This window comes from Epilithonimonas zeae, from assembly GCF_900141765.1.
GTDB lineage: Bacteria > Bacteroidota > Bacteroidia > Flavobacteriales > Weeksellaceae > Epilithonimonas > Epilithonimonas zeae.
This window is the reverse complement of the sequence record NZ_FSRK01000001.1, coordinates 321,804-339,733: the sequence shown is the minus strand read 5'-3', so window position 1 is coordinate 339,733 and position 17,930 is coordinate 321,804. Positions and strand designations below refer to the sequence as shown.

General features: G+C 34.5%; 17 protein-coding genes. 6 read left to right on the top strand and 11 right to left on the bottom strand.

Annotation, left to right across the window (positions count from 1 at the left end; all coding sequences use genetic code 11):
- Position 1: 1 nt before the first annotated feature.
- On the bottom strand, positions 2-973 hold the full coding sequence (locus tag BUR19_RS01485) for a polyprenyl synthetase family protein (protein WP_074233167.1): 972 nt from the start codon (positions 971-973) through the stop codon (positions 2-4).
- Between the two features lie 114 nt (positions 974-1,087).
- Positions 1,088-2,335 carry a Kelch repeat-containing protein gene (locus BUR19_RS01480; RefSeq protein WP_083600620.1) on the bottom strand — a complete coding sequence of 416 codons (1,248 nt, stop codon included), beginning with the start codon at positions 2,333-2,335 and terminating at the stop codon, positions 1,088-1,090.
- A 200-nt stretch (positions 2,336-2,535) separates the two neighbouring features.
- Here BUR19_RS01480 and BUR19_RS01475 point away from each other — a divergent pair, with 200 nt between their 5' ends.
- Positions 2,536-3,600, top strand: coding sequence for a sensor histidine kinase (locus BUR19_RS01475; protein WP_074233165.1), 1,065 nt, complete (start codon positions 2,536-2,538; stop codon positions 3,598-3,600).
- Positions 3,575-4,261, top strand: a complete 687-nt coding sequence (locus tag BUR19_RS01470) for a LytR/AlgR family response regulator transcription factor (protein ID WP_074233164.1) — start codon at positions 3,575-3,577, stop codon at positions 4,259-4,261. The genes BUR19_RS01475 and BUR19_RS01470 overlap by 26 nt, the downstream gene beginning before the upstream one ends.
- Here the strand turns inward: BUR19_RS01470 and BUR19_RS01465 are convergent.
- The 8 genes from BUR19_RS01465 to BUR19_RS01430 form a co-directional block, all read right to left on the bottom strand.
- Positions 4,250-5,392: an inorganic phosphate transporter gene (locus BUR19_RS01465; RefSeq protein ID WP_074233163.1), complete on the bottom strand. Its 1,143-nt coding sequence runs from the start codon at positions 5,390-5,392 to the stop codon at positions 4,250-4,252. The genes BUR19_RS01470 and BUR19_RS01465 overlap by 12 nt on opposite strands.
- Before the next feature lie 25 nt (positions 5,393-5,417).
- Complete coding sequence (locus BUR19_RS01460) at positions 5,418-6,056, bottom strand: DUF47 domain-containing protein (RefSeq protein WP_074233162.1); 639 nt, start codon at positions 6,054-6,056, stop codon at positions 5,418-5,420.
- 150 nt (positions 6,057-6,206) lie between these two features.
- Positions 6,207-7,901: a DEAD/DEAH box helicase gene (locus BUR19_RS01455; RefSeq protein ID WP_074233161.1), complete on the bottom strand. Its 1,695-nt coding sequence runs from the start codon at positions 7,899-7,901 to the stop codon at positions 6,207-6,209.
- A 108-nt stretch (positions 7,902-8,009) separates the two neighbouring features.
- Positions 8,010-8,990: a T9SS type A sorting domain-containing protein gene (locus tag BUR19_RS01450; protein WP_074233160.1), complete on the bottom strand. Its 981-nt coding sequence runs from the start codon at positions 8,988-8,990 to the stop codon at positions 8,010-8,012.
- 50 nt (positions 8,991-9,040) lie between these two features.
- Complete coding sequence (locus tag BUR19_RS01445; protein WP_074233159.1) at positions 9,041-10,459, bottom strand: L-serine ammonia-lyase; 1,419 nt, start codon at positions 10,457-10,459, stop codon at positions 9,041-9,043.
- Between the two features lie 376 nt (positions 10,460-10,835).
- A complete protein-coding gene (locus tag BUR19_RS01440) occupies positions 10,836-11,477 on the bottom strand; it encodes an alpha/beta hydrolase (RefSeq protein ID WP_074233158.1) in 642 nt (213 codons plus the stop codon).
- Between the two features lie 229 nt (positions 11,478-11,706).
- Positions 11,707-12,273, bottom strand: coding sequence for a YceI family protein (locus BUR19_RS01435; protein WP_074233157.1), 567 nt, complete (start codon positions 12,271-12,273; stop codon positions 11,707-11,709).
- Positions 12,274-12,444: 171 nt separating this feature from the next.
- On the bottom strand, positions 12,445-13,017 hold the full coding sequence (locus BUR19_RS01430; protein ID WP_074233156.1) for a hypothetical protein: 573 nt from the start codon (positions 13,015-13,017) through the stop codon (positions 12,445-12,447).
- Between the two features lie 219 nt (positions 13,018-13,236).
- On the opposite strand from BUR19_RS01430, the gene BUR19_RS01425 reads away from it, so the two are divergent.
- The 4 genes from BUR19_RS01425 to BUR19_RS01410 all read left to right on the top strand — a co-directional run bounded on the left by BUR19_RS01425 (position 13,237) and on the right by BUR19_RS01410 (position 16,848).
- On the top strand, positions 13,237-14,604 hold the full coding sequence (locus BUR19_RS01425) for a DUF1800 domain-containing protein (RefSeq protein WP_245799005.1): 1,368 nt from the start codon (positions 13,237-13,239) through the stop codon (positions 14,602-14,604).
- Between the two features lie 11 nt (positions 14,605-14,615).
- Positions 14,616-15,812 carry a DUF1501 domain-containing protein gene (locus BUR19_RS01420; RefSeq protein WP_074233154.1) on the top strand — a complete coding sequence of 399 codons (1,197 nt, stop codon included), beginning with the start codon at positions 14,616-14,618 and terminating at the stop codon, positions 15,810-15,812.
- 133 nt (positions 15,813-15,945) lie between these two features.
- Positions 15,946-16,368 (top strand): organic hydroperoxide resistance protein, encoded by a 423-nt coding sequence (locus BUR19_RS01415; RefSeq protein WP_074233153.1) that lies wholly within the window; start codon positions 15,946-15,948, stop codon positions 16,366-16,368.
- A 51-nt stretch (positions 16,369-16,419) separates the two neighbouring features.
- Entirely contained in the window at positions 16,420-16,848 is a 429-nt protein-coding gene (locus BUR19_RS01410) for a MarR family winged helix-turn-helix transcriptional regulator (protein WP_074233152.1), read from the top strand.
- Positions 16,849-16,901: 53 nt separating this feature from the next.
- On the opposite strand, the gene BUR19_RS01405 is transcribed toward BUR19_RS01410, so the two are convergent.
- Positions 16,902-17,924: a 3-oxoacyl-ACP synthase III family protein gene (locus BUR19_RS01405; RefSeq protein ID WP_074233151.1), complete on the bottom strand. Its 1,023-nt coding sequence runs from the start codon at positions 17,922-17,924 to the stop codon at positions 16,902-16,904.
- Positions 17,925-17,930 lie beyond the last annotated feature (6 nt).

Sequence of the window (17,930 nt, the reverse complement as noted above, 5' to 3'; positions counted from 1 at the left end):
CTTAGCTTTCTCTTCTCAAAAGATAATTAGCCAATTCTCTGAACGGTAATTTACTTTCGTCCGGAAGATTTATTTTATCCAAATAAGATTGTCCGATTTCATTATGCTTCTGAATCAGTCTTAAAACTTTGTCATCCACTTTTGTTCTTCGGAAAATCTTTTCTACACTGTAAACTTTATCTACATTATCCGTTTTTTTGGAATACCAATAATTAAGCTCAGATAATTCCTCCTGATTGGCATGTTCAAGAGCCAAAAGGTAAAGAATGGTTTTCTTATTTTCGTAAATATCTCCTGCGTGTTTTTTCCCGAATTGTTCTTGATTTCCGAAAACATCCAAGTAATCGTCCATAATTTGGAAAGCAATCCCAATATGTTTTCCGAAGTTGTACATTGCTTCTGCATCTTCTTCCGATGCTCCGGCAATCAAAGCTCCAATCTGGAAAGATGAAGCGCTTAAAACACCTGTTTTGAACGTAATCATTTGAATATAATCATCGTAACTTACATCCGACCTGTTTTCGAAATTAATGTCAAATTGTTGACCTTCGCAAAGAACAGCGCCTGTTTCAGAGAATATCTTGATACATTTTTTGAATAATTCCGGTTCCAAATCTTCAAAAAATTGATAAGCTTTAATCAATAATGCATCTCCGGAAAGTATCCCAACATTAATCCCGTGAAGTGTATGGATTGTTGGTTTATTTCTTCTCAACGGTGCTTCATCCATAATATCATCGTGAATCAAAGTGAAATTGTGGAAGAACTCGATTGCTAATGAAGGTTTCAAAGCTTTATCCAAATCACCTTTGAAAAGGTCGCAAGCCATTAATAACATAATCGGACGAAGCCTCTTTCCACCGTGAGAAATGATGTAATTCATCGGGTGGTACAACTCGTCCGGCTTGTTGGTAAAAGTATGTTTTTCGATAGCGTCTGCTACAATTTTCTGATACTGGTCTAGGAATTCCATTTAAAAACTTGTTTGAGACAAAAATACGATTTTTAAACACTTTTCAAATAAAATACTCCGACAAACTGCCAGAGTATTTCTTTAAAATTGAATTTAATATTTAATCAACAACAATCAATTAACTATCTGAATTTTTTTTGAAACCGAGTTTTGATTTTGCTTCAAATTAATCATATACAATCCGCTTTTTAAACCTTCATTGGCAAGCGAAACTGTGTGCATTCCTTTTTTATCGGCAATTTTTGATTCTTTTCTGATTTTTCGGCCTTGCATATCCCAAATCGTAAGGTCCGTTTCTCCGTTTTCCGAAAGACAAAATCGAAGTCCCGGACGAGTTCCGCTTATGGTTTTCAAATTTTTCAGTTGACAAGTTTTATCATCGGAAACAGATAAATTTTCTTGTGTATAGATTTCAGTTTTTTTCAAATATTGCTGTTCAAATCCTCCGGAACAAATCAGTTTCCAACTGCCATCAAGAAAAATTGAAGTTGCGTTTCCAGTATTCCAAGCTGTTGGTTTGTTGGTTAATTGAGTCCAAGTGTTATTATTGGCATCAAAAAAGTAATTTTCATTGGTATAAGTATCAAAAGTATTATCCGTAGTTCCTCCGATAAGAATCACACCATTATTCCAAGGCTGAAGTTCGAAAAAAGTACGTGTCTGACCCGGAAAAGAAGTTCCTTGAGTCCAATTGACAACCGAACGGTTATTTTGGTCTATCTCTCCAATCCAGACATTGTTCCAATAAGTTGTGGAAAAAGTTCCATTAGAACCACCAATGTAAACCAATTTATTTCCAGAAACTGAAAGTGCACCATAAGAAAGCGAAGTTCCCGGTGATGGAACAGCATTGCATTCCCGCCATTTGTCTTTATTAATATTATAAACAAAAGTTTTCTCAGAATTATAACTTCCAACGACATAAATCAAACTGTCCTGATAAGGCACTGCATCGCCGTCTGTAAATGCTCTCGGAAAATCTGCCACATTACTCCAGATATCATTTTCAATATTATATTTATAAACTTTCCGTGTAACAGTTCCAGGCGTTGTAACCATTCCTCCAATGATGAAAATGTTATCTCCAATTCTTGCGCTGGCTGCCCCTAAAATTGGTGTTGGAGCATTCTGTTTTGTATCCCAGGTATTGGTTCTGATGTTATAACGATAGGTTTTATTTGAAATAATTTCCTGGTCGTTTCTACCACCAATAACGTACATATAAGCATTGTTGCTGGCATCAGAATAAGAAATCGAATTCCCTGCTCTTATTCCTTCCGGCATATCGGCTCCTGTTGTCCATTGTCCAAAGAACATTTCGCAAAGGACAGACGTCAAAATAAATAATAGTGATTTTTTCATTTTTTTATTAAAATTAACTCGTAAAAAGATCGAAAAAAGCGACTTGCGATACAAAGCTTATCAGGAATTACACACAACCATTTTAAGCAGTTCAATGACATCATAACTGTTTATGTGAAAAAGAGAATCATTGATGTATTAAAAACTGTAGTTCATAACAATCTTGAAAATCGGAAAGTTAAAAAACGTAGTTTTACTTTATGAAAAAACGATTCGCAAGGCATTTCATTTTTTGGTTATTCTATTTGATATTGGAAGTTTACACAGAATATTATTGGATGGAAATCCAGTACAAACAATCTGTCTACTCCACTTTTGTTCACGCTTTTTTGGAAGAATTTCTGACGATATTGCTTATCAAAATGCCGATGGGATATTTGATGTTGTATTTGATTTCAATTTTCAGACATAAGAAAAATAACATCAAATTAATTATTTCATTATCGGTTACATTAATCTTATTTTCAGTTTTTGGCTATGTTTTTCTGGTTCATTTTATTGTGCCTTATATTTATCCACATCTTGAGATTGTCGGAATTTATGGTTACGGTGGAATTTTAAATTCTTTTATGGACAAGATTTTTCTGGCTTGTGTGATGATTGCACTTTATGAATATTCTGCCAGTCAAAAGTTGAAACAACGGGAAATATTATTAATGAAAGAAAAAACCGAAGCAGAACTCAACTTCCTAAAATCCCAAATCAATCCGCATTTTTTGTTTAACACACTTAATAATATCTATTCTCTCGCAAGGGAAAAATCAGATAAAACGGCTGATGTAATCTTAAAATTATCGAGTCTATTGCGGTTTATGTTGTATGAAACTAAGGAAAAATTCATTCCGATATCGAAGGAAATTCAGTTTATGAATACTTATCTGGAAATTCAGAAAATACGTTTTGATGAACGTTTGAAAATTGAATTTCGGAACTCAGCCACAGATAATCAAAAATTGGTTTTACCTTTAATATTACTTCCTTTTTTAGAAAATGCCTTCAAACACGGTGCGAGTGAAAGTACTGACAATAAATTCATTAATATTAATCTTGAAATCAATAATAATATTTTAAATTATAGCGTCATTAATTCTTTTGAAAAAAATGATAATGAAGAAAGCAAAGGCATTGGTTTGATTAATTTTGAAAGGCAACTGAAACTGGTTTACAATGATTTCCTTTTGCAAACCGAAGCAGAAAATAATATATTCACAGCAACACTTTACATCAATCTGAATTCCTATGAACCTGAAATGTATAATAGTTGAAGATGAGCCGCTGGCCGTCAATATAATGAAGGATTACATTCAGCAGATTCCTTTTTTGGAATTAATTGCTGTTTGCAATGATGCGATTAGTGCGATGCAAAAACTCAATGAAAACAAAATTGATTTGATGTTTCTGGATTTGCATTTGCCAAAAATAAAAGGTCTGGATTTTTTATCTGCAATCAAGAATCCGCCAAAAGTTATTATTACAACTGCTTATCACGAGTTTGCTGTGGAAAGTTATCAGTATCAGGTTTTGGATTATTTGCTAAAACCTATTGCGTTTGAAAGGTTTGTATCAGCGGTTCAAAAAGCTTTACCAACTGCTAAAACAGAAGGTCAAATAACAAATGAACCTGAATTTTTGTTCTTTACTGTTAATAAGAAAAGAGCAAAAATTCAGGTTCAAGAAATTCTTTATATCGAAAGTCAAAAGGAGAATATCAAAATTGTTTTAAAAGAAAGAACAATCCTAACCAGACATTCTATCAGTGAATTGAAAAAAATACTGCCGTCAGATTTTATTCGGATTCACCGTTCTTTTATCATTTCAAAATCCAAAATAGACTTTTTTGATTCACAATCTGTAGAAATCCAAGGAGTTCAAATTCCTATCGGAAGGAACTACAAAGATTATATTAAGAGTTTATTAGAATATTAAAACTACAAGCAGATAAGTAATTCCTGCCACAATTGCACTAATTGGAATCGTTAGAATCCAAGCCCAAAGCAGGCTGACTGTAACTCCCCATCTTACTGCCGAAACTCTCTTGGTAAGGCCAACTCCAATAATAGATCCAGTAACGGTATGCGTTGTAGAAACCGGAATTCTCAATTGTTCCGTGATGAAAAGCGTGATAGCTCCAGCAGTTTCTGCTGCTACTCCTTCCAACGGTGTTACTTTCGTAATTCTGGTTCCCATTGTTTTGATAATCTTCCAACCGCCACTCATCGTTCCTAATGCAATTGCTAAGAATGAAACAACTGGAACCCAAAGATAATGGTCTGCAAAGAAGTTGAAACGATCTGCTTCTGGAATATTAAGATAAAGTGGATCTTTCATCATATTCACGTGGAAATAGATCATCGCTGCTCCAATAATCCCCATTACTTTCTGAGCATCATTTGTTCCGTGTCCAAGACTGAATAATGCAGAAGAAACCAACTGTAATTTTTTGAAAACTCGTTCAGCCTTATGTGGATTAGCTCTTTTACAGATATTAACGATGATCAATGTAATAACAATTGAAATCGCCATACCGATAAGTGGCGCCATAAAAATGAATAGAAATATAGGAATTACCACCTTATATTTAACCACATTTTGCGAGAAAAGCTGAACAAATGACTGATAAGCCTTTTCGAAAAAAGAATATTCCGGATGTGTGATTGCAATTAAATGATAATCAGAAATCAAAGCGTGCATCAAAGCTGCTCCAATAAATCCACCAATCAAAGTGTGTGATGACGAAGATGGAATCCCGAACCACCAAGTTAATAAGTTCCAAGCGATTGCTGCAATTAATCCTGCAAAGATTACTTCTAGTGTGATAAAGTTTTCATCTACCGTTTTAGCAATCGTATTACCAATTTTGAATTCGCCTACAACATAAGCGGCAATGAAAAACGCCGCAAAATTCCAAAATGCTGCCCAAAGAACAGCTTGAAAAGGCGTTAGTACTTTTGTAGAAACAATGGTTGCGATAGAATTGGCTGCATCGTGAAAACCATTGATATAATCAAATATCAGCGCTAATGCGATAATAATAATGAGTAGAATTGGAAAATCCATTCGTTTTTAATTTTTGGTCGCGCGCTTATGCGTATTTGATAACTATGCTTTCCATTGTGTTGGCAACATCTTCTGCTTTATCTGTAACAATTTCCAAATAATCAAGAATAGATTTTTGCTTGATAATCAACAATGCATCATTGGTTTCAAATAACTTCACAATAGCCTGACTTAGAACATCATCTGCAATATTCTCGTAAGAATTGATCTTGATACAAGATTCTCTTACTTCATTTGGATTTTTGAAGTCTTTCAAGTTCTCCAAAGCTTTCTTAATCTCAAGACAAGATTTGTGAATTAAAAGAGAAAACTCGGAGTAAACTTTGTTGTCCGGGCTCTTGTATAAATAAATATATTTTGCAGAAGCGTAGATATAATCAGCAATGTCATCCAAACCAGAAGCCAGATAGTTGATATCTTCTCTGTCAAATGGCGTGATAAAATTCTCTCCCAATTGAACAAAAATCTCGTGGGTAAGATCATCCAATTTATGTTCATAATCGCTCATTTGATTCAACAAAGTTTCATCATTGATATCAAAATCCAGCAAACCGTCGTGAAACGTTTTGGACATTTCTACTAAGTTGTCTGCTACTCGAAGAAACAGATCAAAAAAGATTTTATCTTTCGGTTGAAATGCTCTGAAAAGATTGCCTATTCCCATTATTTCGGATTAATTTCTGCAAATATGATAAAAAACAAAAGGCAATGAAAATTTTTATGTTAAATAATCATTAAGATTAAAAACAACAAAAACCTGCTGATTAGCAGGTTTTTACAAATATCATTTGAAATATTTATGACTGTTTTAGGATTAATTTGCAACTTCGGCGCGCATTTCTTTTCCCCGAAATTTCATCTCAGTTAATCCATTCATAACTTCATTCTTGAAAGACTTTTCTATTTCGAAAAAGCTGAACTTATCCAAAATCTCGATATTACCAATATCTGCTCTTTTTTTGGATTTTGAAGTCGCTTTGTTGATGATATCAAGCATATCCACTTTTTTCAATTGGTCTCTTTTTCCAAGGTTAAAGAAGAATCTTACCATATCTTCATTCTTTCTTCTTGGTTTTCCACCTCTGTCATTTCTATCACCACGTTCTCTTCTTTCTCTAGGCTCTCCGCTTCTCTCACGCTCTCTTCCTCTATCTCTTCTGCTACCTCTATCATCTCCTCTACTATTGAGTTCTTGCTGTTGGATATCATTTCTATCCTTATAATAAGTTGCAAGATCTTTCAATTGGAATTGCAGTAACTGATGAACCAATTCTTCTTTTGTAAGGCTAGAAAGGTCTGGAATCAAACTGTTATCAAAGTCAAAGAAATCTTCGTGTTCTGTCAATAACTTCTCGAAAACACCGCCAACCTGAGCTTTGATAATATCTTTTCCAGTCGGTATTTTTTTCTCCTCAATCTCGATTTTAGTTTCGGATTTGATTTGCTTCAGTTTTCTAGATTCTTCTGGTTTGATAAGAGCCATAGAAATTCCGTCTTTACCAGCACGTCCTGTTCTTCCACTTCTGTGAACAAAAACTTCTGGATCATCCGGTAAAGAAAAATGAATAACGTGCGTCAAAGAATCCACATCCAAACCTCTAGCTGCAACGTCTGTCGCAACCAGGATATCGATATTTTTTAATCTGAATTTCTTCATCACCGTATCTCTCTGTGCTTGAGAAAGATCACCATGAAGAGCATCAGCTGCGTAACCATTTTGCATCAAGAAGTCTGCAATTTCCTGAGTTTCCATTCTGGTTCTGCAAAAGATAATCGAATATTGATTGGGATTCGAATCAATTAATCTCTTAAGAGCATCTTTTTTCTGTCTGTAACCAACCACATAATATTCGTGTTTGATGTTTTTCTTAACTGCATTGATCGATCCAATAGAAATTCTGTGAGGATTGGTCAAATAGTTTTTAGAAATACGTTCCACTTCTTTGTTCATCGTTGCAGAGAACAAGAAAGTTTGTTTTGTTTCTGGCGTTTCGCTAAGAATAGTTTCCAAATCATCTTTGAAACCCATGGATAACATTTCATCAGCCTCATCCAAAACTACCCATCGCACTTCAGAAAAATCAAGTGCTTTTCTTCCGATCATATCGATCACACGACCCGGAGTTCCCACAATAATCTGTGGTTTTTCTCTCAAAGATCGGATTTGGTCCATAATACTGCTACCACCATAAACTGCTGTAGTTTTGATGTTTTTTAGGTATTTCGTATAATTTTTGATGTCTTTGGTAATCTGAAGGCAAAGTTCACGAGTAGGGCAAAGCACCAATAATTGGATTTTACGACTATTGTCGTCTATCATATCCAAAATCGGAAGCGAAAATGCTGCTGTTTTGCCTGTTCCTGTTGCCGCAAGTGCGATAAGATCGCGAGTATCTGTAGAGATAAAAGGAATAGTCTGTTTTTGGATTTCTGTCGGCTCTACGAAGCCGAGGTCGCCAATCGCCTGAAGAACTTCAGCGCTAAGATTGGATTCCGTAAATAAATTCATTTAAAGATCGTCTAATTTGGCGCAAAGGTACGATTTTTATTTTTGCTAACAAAACGACTTCTTTTTTAACGATTCTTTATTACAGAAAATTAATATTGGGAATATAAATTAATCTTTTATAATTTTTTCTGTAATCATTCCTTTATCAGTCATAATTTTTACAATATAATTACCTTTTGGTAGATTAGAAATATCTGTATCTTTAAGAAATGACGTTTTGATTAATTGTCCATTTAAAGAATAAAATTCTATACTCTTAATTTTGTTTTCTGTCTGAACATGAAAATATTTTTTCACAGGATTCGGATAAAAACTCACTTTCAATTGTTTATTATTTTCAACCGAGAGATATCCACAATTCTCACTATAATTTGACCAAGCATCTTTGTTAAACCAATTAGCATTAGAATAAACAGCATTATCGACTTGTACGCAAAATAAGTTTGGATTTTGTGTTGAAGTTAAAGAAGAAATATTGGAATTATGTCCATTCTTCAAATCTAATATTTCCAACTTGTTGTTATTACAATACAGATCAGTCAAAGCTGTATTATTAATTAGATTAAGATTTTTAATCTGGTTTTGATTACAAGCTAAAAAAACTAATGCCGTGTTTTTGCTTACATCCAAGTTCGTTAATTTGTTATTTGAACAATCAAAAGTGTCTAATCCAATATTTTTACTGATGTCAATATTAGTCAACTGGTTGTTATAGCAGTTGATAACACTTAATGCAATATTTGGGCTGACAGTTAGACTAATAAGTATATTATTACCACACTCTAATGACTTTAAAGCAATATTTTTACTTGTATCCAAACTTGTTAACAGATTATCATTACAAATCAATTGCTTGATATTCACAAAAGCTTCTATTCCTGTCAAGTCTGCTATATTTTTAAAAGAACAGTCTATAAATCCCGTAAAATTGTTCGCTTCTGATATCTGTATTTCGGCATCGCCATTAGAATTAATATTAAAATCGCCGACTAAATAAGCTTTAAAATTTGGATCTGGAATATTAACTATTTGAGTATATGAAAAAGAAAATGTCAATAGTATGACAAGAAAAAGTAATTGTTTCAACATTCGTATTATTAATTTTCGCAAAGGTATTTTATTTAAATTTATTTATAGACTTAACATTCCGCCACATTCACAGCTACAGCTAAACCGCCTTCGGAAGTTTCTTTGTATTTTGAATTCATATCTAACGCTGTTTCCCACATTGATTTGATGACACTATCTAAAGACACTTTCGCTTTGGTTGGATCACCATCCAGAGCTAATGATGCTGCGGTAATCGCTTTCATAGCGCCCATAGAATTTCGTTCGATACAAGGGATTTGAACCAATCCGCCAATCGGGTCACAGGTTAAACCAAGATGATGTTCCATTGCGATTTCTGCTGCCATCAAAACTTGTCCAGGAGTTCCGCCAGAAATCTCAGTTAATCCAGCCGCGGCCATTGCTGACGAAACACCAACTTCTGCCTGACAACCGCCCATTGCCGCGGAAATAGTTGCATTCTTTTTAAATAAAGTCCCAATCTCTCCTGCAACCAAAAGAAATCTGATAATATCTTCTTCAGAATTGAATTCTGTAAAAGTCTGTGCGTACATCAAAACTGCGGGAATTACACCACTTGCGCCATTTGTCGGCGCTGTGATAATTCTTCCAAAAGATGCGTTTTCTTCGTTCACTGCTAGAGCGAAGCAGGAAACCCATTTGGTAACTGAACTGAAAGTTTTTTGCTCATTCTTTACCATCTCAAACCACTCATTCTTATTTTTGTAAATCTGAGTTCCTAAGAGTTTTTCGTTCATTTCGGAGGCACGTCTTGTTACATTCAAACCGCCTGGAAGAATTCCTTTTTTATTAATGCTTTTGTAAACACAATCTTTGATATTATCCCAAATTTCAAGAGCTTTTTCACGAGTTTCTTCCTGAGTTCTCCAGGATTCTTCATTAAGAAATACTAAATCTGAGATTTTATCAATATTAAGTTTTTCACAATATTTGAGAATATCGCTGCCGTGATGACAAGGATATAATGTCCTCACACATTTTTCCTCAATCGAATTATCCTCTTTCGTGGCTACAAATCCGCCTCCAACTGAATAATAATCCTGACTGAATTCTTCTCCGTTTTGGAAAATAACTTTGAAAATCATTCCGTTTGGATGAAAATCTAATGATCTTTCTTTATTTAAAATCAGATGATGACCATAAATAAAAGGTAACCAAACTTCTCCGCCAAGATGGATTTTTTGTTCTGATTTTATTTTTTCAATTTTCTCATCAATCTTATTGGTATCAATTGTTCGGAAATTTTCTCCGCTTAAGCCAAGCATTCCTGCAATATCAGTTCCGTGCCCAACGCCGGTTTTTGCCAGCGAGCCAAAGAATTCTACAAAAACTTCTTTTACGTTTTGTAAAGAATGATTTCGCTGAACCAGATCCAGAAACATCTTTGCTGCGTTCCATGGTCCCATTGTGTGGGAAGAAGATGGTCCGATCCCGATTTTTATGATATCAAAAACACTGATAGATTCCATTAAATTGTAAAAAATTATCGTTTGTAAATGTAATTGATTTTTGAAACTGATACAACTTTATATTGTTCATTGTTGTTGAACGTAAAGAGCGAAAAGATTTTTTTTTGCAATCATAAAGTTTTTAAGTCCGCAAAGACGTAAAACTTATCAAAGAATTTGTAGTACATACTTTGTCATTCCGGAGAAATCTTGACAGTTTAGATTGACTTCGTTGAACCACTCAGTTAGGTTTTCTACGAAATGACAAAATTACGCTTCTATGTTAACTGTTAATTGATGTTGAATCTGCAGCCCGGCTTGAGCGGAAATCCTTTTTACGCAACGAAGTGGAGTGAAAAGATTGGGAGCGGAAGACGGATTAAGCTGCCCAAATAATTTAAACGAATATATTTTTCAAAATCGCTGAAACTTCTTTCGCTTTGGTAACCGGGAAAAGGTGGGTTGCATTCTTAATCACGAAATCGGGTTGCGAATTTTTAATCGGAAAAACAATGTCTTTATCTGCCAGAATCTGAATAACATCCGGCATTTTATCGAATTTCCAATTTGCGACTTTGTCCATAGACCATTTGAGATAATATGGATCTTTTACCCTGAAATATTGCGTAAGTCTTGGATTTTTCGGGTCAAATAATTTTCTGAAAAACGAATAAAATAAGGTTGTATTACCATTAAAAACTCTGAGTGGAATATATTTTACAGCATTTGTTTTTTGTCCTGCGAGAATCAATTTTGATTTTTCGGAATCGGAGCGGATGCTTCCCATAATCACTATTTTTTTTGCTGGTTTCAGTTTATGAATTTCCTGAACAATCAAACCTCCAAAGGAATAACCCAATAAATAAAAATCTTCGGAATCATCTATAGATTCTGACATTCTTGTAACATAATGATGAAAATCCTCTTCCAAATCCGGAATGAGCCAAGGAATGTGAACGACTTCTATATTTGGATTGAAAGTCAGTTTTTCTAGAACTTTTTCATCTGCCCCGAGTCCGCTAATGGTATATAGTTTCATTATTTTTTTACTTTACTGTTCTTTTGCCTTGAAACAAAGAAACAAAGAAACAAAAAACCAAAAATTCAAGACTAGGAAACTCAGCTAAAATTTTAAATAAATTCTTTAACGCTTCCGTTTCTTATAATGCTAATCTCGTGAATCAATTAAAATTCATTATATCAAATTTAAAACAAAAAAAAGAGCAGAAAAAAATTCTGCTCCTGATATTTATGTATTACTGTGGTAATTATTTTACGCTGATTTTCACTTTCAAATCAACATCGTCTTTTACCAAAACGTCTTGCATTGTAGATTTGTAAGCTACATCAAATTTTTGTCTGTCAAAAGAGAATTTATCAGACTCCAAAGTCACAACGCCGTTTGCCGCAGTGATTTTTGCAGGGAAAGAAACTGGGTTAGTTTTACCTTTTACAGTCAGGTTTCCGTTTACTACAAAGTTATAATCCTTGTTAGAGTTTTTCTTAACAGAAGTGATTTTGTAAGTTGCGGTCGGGAATTTTTCAACTTCGAAGAAATCACCGTTTTTCAAGTGACCGTTCAATTTACCTTGGTATTCTCCAGAAAGGTCTGTTGCGTTGATAGACGTCATATCCAATACGAAATCTCCACCTATAACAGCTCCGTTTTTAAGAACCAAGTTTCCAGATTTTACATTCACAGTTCCATCGTGAGAAGACGCTTCTGTTTTTGCAATTTTATAACCCCACCAATGTACGTCTGAACTTGTTAATTTTTTAGTTTGTCCGAAAGCTAATCCGCTTACCAATACAGCTAGTAATAATACCTTTTTCATTGTTTTAAATAATTTTAATGATGCAAATCTACTTAGAATGATTCAAAATAAAAATTGATGTATGATAAGTTTTTAAAAAAATTAACGCCTTCAAATTAATGAAGACGTTAATAATGTGTCATAGTTTGATTTATATTCTTAGATTTTCTTGAGAAAACCGAAAAATTCTGATTATTTACCTAAAGGAATGTTGTAAGCAAAACCTACACCTATTGCACCAGCATTGTATTTTTGGTCCGCAATCTGTCCTTTGTCACCAGTAAATGTTTTATTGTACTGTACAAAGAAGTTCCAGTCACGATTGTGATATCCAATCTCCGGTCTGATATAAAAACCACCGTCTGGTCTATCCACATTGACATTATTTGCTACTTTGTCATCTCCAACGATGAATCCATAACCTAAGTCAGTTCCGAAATAAAATCCAGTCTGTTGTGGATAGAATCTAAACAATGCAGCAACTGGGATCACTCCAAAGTCGTTGTTTTCGACATTGACACCATTTATTGTTTTATTTTTTCCGAAGTAATGGTTATAACCAGTTGCGACACCTAAACCAAAACCTGGAGTAATCAAATTCTGGTAAGATAAATCCACTCCTAGATTTGCAGCTGTATTACCACCGGTTGATATACCCGTGTTAAGACCAACCTTTAACATATTGGTCATATCAGAACTCTGTGCAGACATTAATCCTCCTGCCAAAATTCCTGCGCCTAATATTAACTGCTTTAAAGATTTCATATTCTTAAATTTTAAATTTTACAAGGTTCTTACTTGTAAATACCGTGCCAAAACTTACTTTTTGTTTGAAACTTCTAACAATACGAATAACAACACTCTAATTTTCAATTAATTAAATTCATAATTAAATATTAAAGTTTATTAACAAACTGACATTTTCATCATTTTTGATTTAACTTAACACTTGTAATGCAGTCAAAAAATTATAAATCTCAACTTATGAATAATTTCCAGAAGAATAAACATTTGTTTTCCAGAGCAGGTTTTGGGATTCATCATAATGATATTGAGAAATATAAAAACCTGAGTCCAAAAAAATTATATCAGGAACTAAAGAACAATTCGGATTACAAGCCTTTGTCAACTGATATACAACCTGTCACTCCCGAACAATACCAAGAAATGGCGAAAGCGACTGACAGAAAACCTTATAATCAATTTAATAAATTCTATAATAGTTCTGTTCGGAAATCCTGGCATTCTCAAATGATAAATACGCCTTCCCAGCTTCGGGAAAAAATGGCGCTTTTCTGGCACGGACATTTTGCAACAAGACTTCAGCAGGCACTTTTTAATAAAGAGATTATAGAAATCTTTCGAAAAAATGCTTTGGGGAATTTCCGAGATTTAGTCTTGGAAGTTTCAAAATCAGCGGCGATGCTCAATTTTCTGAATAATCAACAAAATAAAAAAGCCAAACCTAATGAGAACTTCGCCAGAGAATTGATGGAACTTTTCACACTAGGAAGAGGAAATCTTTACACTGAGAAAGACATTAAAGAATCTGCAAGAGCTTTTACCGGCTGGAGTTATAATGGTTTAGGGGAATTTACGGATAATAAAAAACAACACGATTCTGGAGAAAAAGTGTTTCTCGGAAAAACCGGAAACTTTGACGGAACTGATATCATTAATATGATTCTCGAAAAACCAGAATGTGCCTACTTCATCACAGAAAAAACATACAAATTCCTGGTTAATGAAGTTCCTGATGAAAAAATAGTGAAATCTTTGAGTGAAAAATTTTTCAAATCCAATTATGACATTACGACTTTGATGGACGAAATTTTCCTTTCAGATTGGTTTTATTCTGATAAAAACATTGGAGCAAAAATCAAGTCGCCAGTAGAATTAATTGTCGGAATCAGAAGAATAATGCCAATGGATTTACAAAACCGTGATACCATTTACAACTTTGAAAAACTTCTTGGACAAGAATTGCTACAACCACCGAATGTTGCTGGCTGGCCAAGCGGAACCCTTTGGATAGACAGTTCTACTCTATTATTACGAATGAGAATCCCTGCGGTAATGGCCGGTTACAAAACTTTGGACATCGAACCCAAATCAAATGACGACGTCAATATGGGAAAAGATGAGAAAAAAGTGATTGTCAACAAAAAGCAAAACACAATCACCATCCATTGGCAAGGCATCAGTAATATTCTGAATGAAGACCTTTTCAGTCTTCTGTTATCAAAACCTAACGAAGGCCTTCAGAAAATGATTACGGATTTCAATTCTGACAAAAGTAAGAAGCATCTGATGATTAGTATTATGTCAACTCCGGAATATCAACTTTGTTAAAATAAGCAGTTATGATTATCAATAGAAAAACATTCTTGAAAACTAGCAGTCTGGCTGCAGCTTCTTTTCTTTTTCCAAATTTTCTACAAGCTTTAACACTGCCAGAAGCGATTGCAATGAATGGAAAAACACTTATTATTCTGCAATTAACTGGCGGTAATGATGGTCTTAACACGATTATTCCTGTTAAAAATGATATTTATTATAAATCAAGAAATCAGATTTCTATTAAAGAAGAAAACTCACTTTTATTAACCGATGAAGCCGGAATCAATCCTAATCTCAAATTCTTCAAAGAACTCTATGACAATGGAGAATTAGCTGTGATGAATAATGTCGGTTATCCTGAACCGAACAAATCACACTTCCGAAGTATGGATATTTGGCAAACAGCAAGTGACAGTAATGAATTCAAAAACTCTGGCTGGCTCGGGCGTTATTTGGACGAGGCTTGTCACGATTGTCATAATCCCACTCAGGCGATAGAAGTTGATGATTTGTTAAGCCTTGCTATGAAAGGCGAAACGAAAAATGCGATTGCTCTCAAAGATCCGAAAAAATTATTCGACATTAGTCAGGAAATGCTCTACAAAAAACTGAATGCTGACAATCACGACCACGAGCATGATTTGGCTTCTTATCTTTACAACACACTTGGCAATGCTATCAACAATTCCGAATATATTTTTTCCGAAAGTAAGGCCAAACCAACAGACAAAGTTTATCCATCGACTCAAATCGGAAAAGATTTTAAAACGATTGCATCACTCATCAAATCCGATATCAACACGCAGGTTTATTATCTTTCTGTAGGAAGTTTTGATACGCACGCTAATCAGAATCAAAGACAAACCCAACTTTTTAAAAATATCAATGATGCTGTGGAGATTTTTACAAAGGATATGAAGGAGAATGGGAAATTCAATGATATTATGATAATGACTTTCTCTGAATTTGGTAGAAGAGTTGCACAAAATGCGAGTAATGGAACCGACCATGGAACTGCGAATCAGATGTTTTTCATCAGTGGTGGGCTAAAGAAAAAAGGATTGTTAAACCCACTTCCTGATTTGACCAATCTCAAAGATGGCGATTTGATTTACACAGAAGATTTCCGAAAAGTTTATGCGACACTTCTCAAAAGATGGCTGAATACCAATGATCAGAAAATCCTTGGAAAAGATAATGGCTACTATGATTTTATCTAAAATTTAAATTCAAAAGTTCATTTAATAGTCAACATCAATAATCGATTTTGATGAAAACTTCAATTTATATTTTGCACAATATAATTTTACACTATACATTTGTACCATCAAATAATAATTAAACATCAACAAAATGAAAACATTGTACAGCATTGGCGCTACAGCCAAAGGAGGAAGAAACGGCCACGTAAAAAGTGATAACGGAGTTTTGGATTTAGAAGTAAGAATGCCAAAAGGTCTTGGCGGCGCCAACGATGACTTTGCGAACCCCGAAATGCTTTTTGCTGCAGGATATTCAGCTTGTTTTGACAGCGCATTGAATTTGGTTATCAAACAAAGTAAAATCGAAACTGGCGAAACAACTGTAACTGCAAAAGTTGGAATTGGCCAAATCGAGAATGGTGGATTTGGATTGGAAGCAGAATTACACGCTAATATTCCGGGAGTTTCTTTGGAACAAGCTCAGGAATTGATTGAGAAGGCGCATCAGATCTGTCCTTATTCTAACGCAACAAGAGGGAATATCGATGTTAAATTGACTGTAAGCAACGATTAAGAAAAGCTTAATTTATTATCTTTGAATTGTGGAATCAACTCAAAACTCAATATGGAAGATTTACTAAAATTAGACAAACAACTTTGCTTTTCCGTTTATGTTTTACATCGCGAAATCATGCAATGTTACCGTCCGATTCTGAAAAATATTGGGTTGACTTATCCGCAATACATTACGATGTTAGCGCTTTGGGAAAAGGATGATTTGACCGTGAATCAAGTTGGGGAAATTTTACAATTGGATAACGGAACTTTAACGCCACTTTTAAAAAGATTGGAATCAAAGGGTTATCTGGAAAGAAAACGCAGCAAGGAAGATGAACGTGTCGTAAAAATTCATTTAACAGAAAAAGGAACAAAACTCAAAGAAAAGGCCACTTGCATCCCAATTGAACTGGCAAAAGCAATGAACCTAAGCATTGATGAAATAATGGAATTGAAAACATTATCCGACAAAGTTGTTCAGAAAATTAATCAATAAAAAAAGAGCTATTCGTTTTTGAATAGCTCTTTTCTATTTTAAATTAATTTGGATTAATACTCAAACAAAACACTTCCCCAAGTGAAACCACTTCCGAAAGCCGACATACAAACCAAGTCGCCACGTTTCATTCTACCTTCCAGGATCGCTTCGCTCAAAGCAATCGGAATAGAAGCAGCCGTTGTGTTACCATATTTTTGGATATTCACGAAAACTTTTTCGTCCGATAATTTCAACAATTGCTGAACATATTGTGCAATTCTGATGTTTGCCTGATGCGGAATCAATAAATCTAAATCCTCAATTGATTTTCCGGCTTTTTCTAGTGCTTCCAGAATGGTTTCTGGAAAACGAGTTACAGCATGTTTGAAAACGAAATTTCCGTTCATCACAGGATAGATATCTTCTGCAGTTAAAGAATCTGGGTTTTTAAGAAGATTGTCGCTCCAGCCTAATTTGGTTCCAGGGAATTTCACCGCTAATTCTTCCGCATATTTCCCTTCGGAATGCATATTTACGGAAAGAATTCCTTTTGCATTGTCATCTTGGCTTGCCGATAAAACAACTGCGCCGGCTCCATCTCCGAAAATCACAGAAACGCCACGTCCGGCATCGGAAAAATCAAGTCCAAAAGAATGAATCTCTGCACCAACAACCAAAACGTTTTTGTACAATCCAGATTTGATGAAAGCATCAGCAACGCTCATTGCATAAACAAAACCTGAACATTGATTTCGAACGTCTAAAGCGCCAATTGTTCCGCAGCCTAACAATTCCTGCAACAATACGCCCGAACCCGGAAAATAATAATCCGGAGACAATGTTGCGAATACAATATAATCTATGTCTTTTGCGGTAAGGTTAGCATTTTTGAGTGCTATTTCTGATGCTTTGAAACCATAAAAAGAAGTTGTTTCTTCAGAATCTACACGGTTCTTGCGATGTCTTCTTTCCTTGATTCCCGTTCTTTCTGTAATCCACTCATCATTGGTGGTCATTAGTTTAGAAAGGTCGTCATTGGTCACTATATTTTCCGGAACGTAATGTCCGACTCCTGATATTACACTTTTAAACATTGCTGT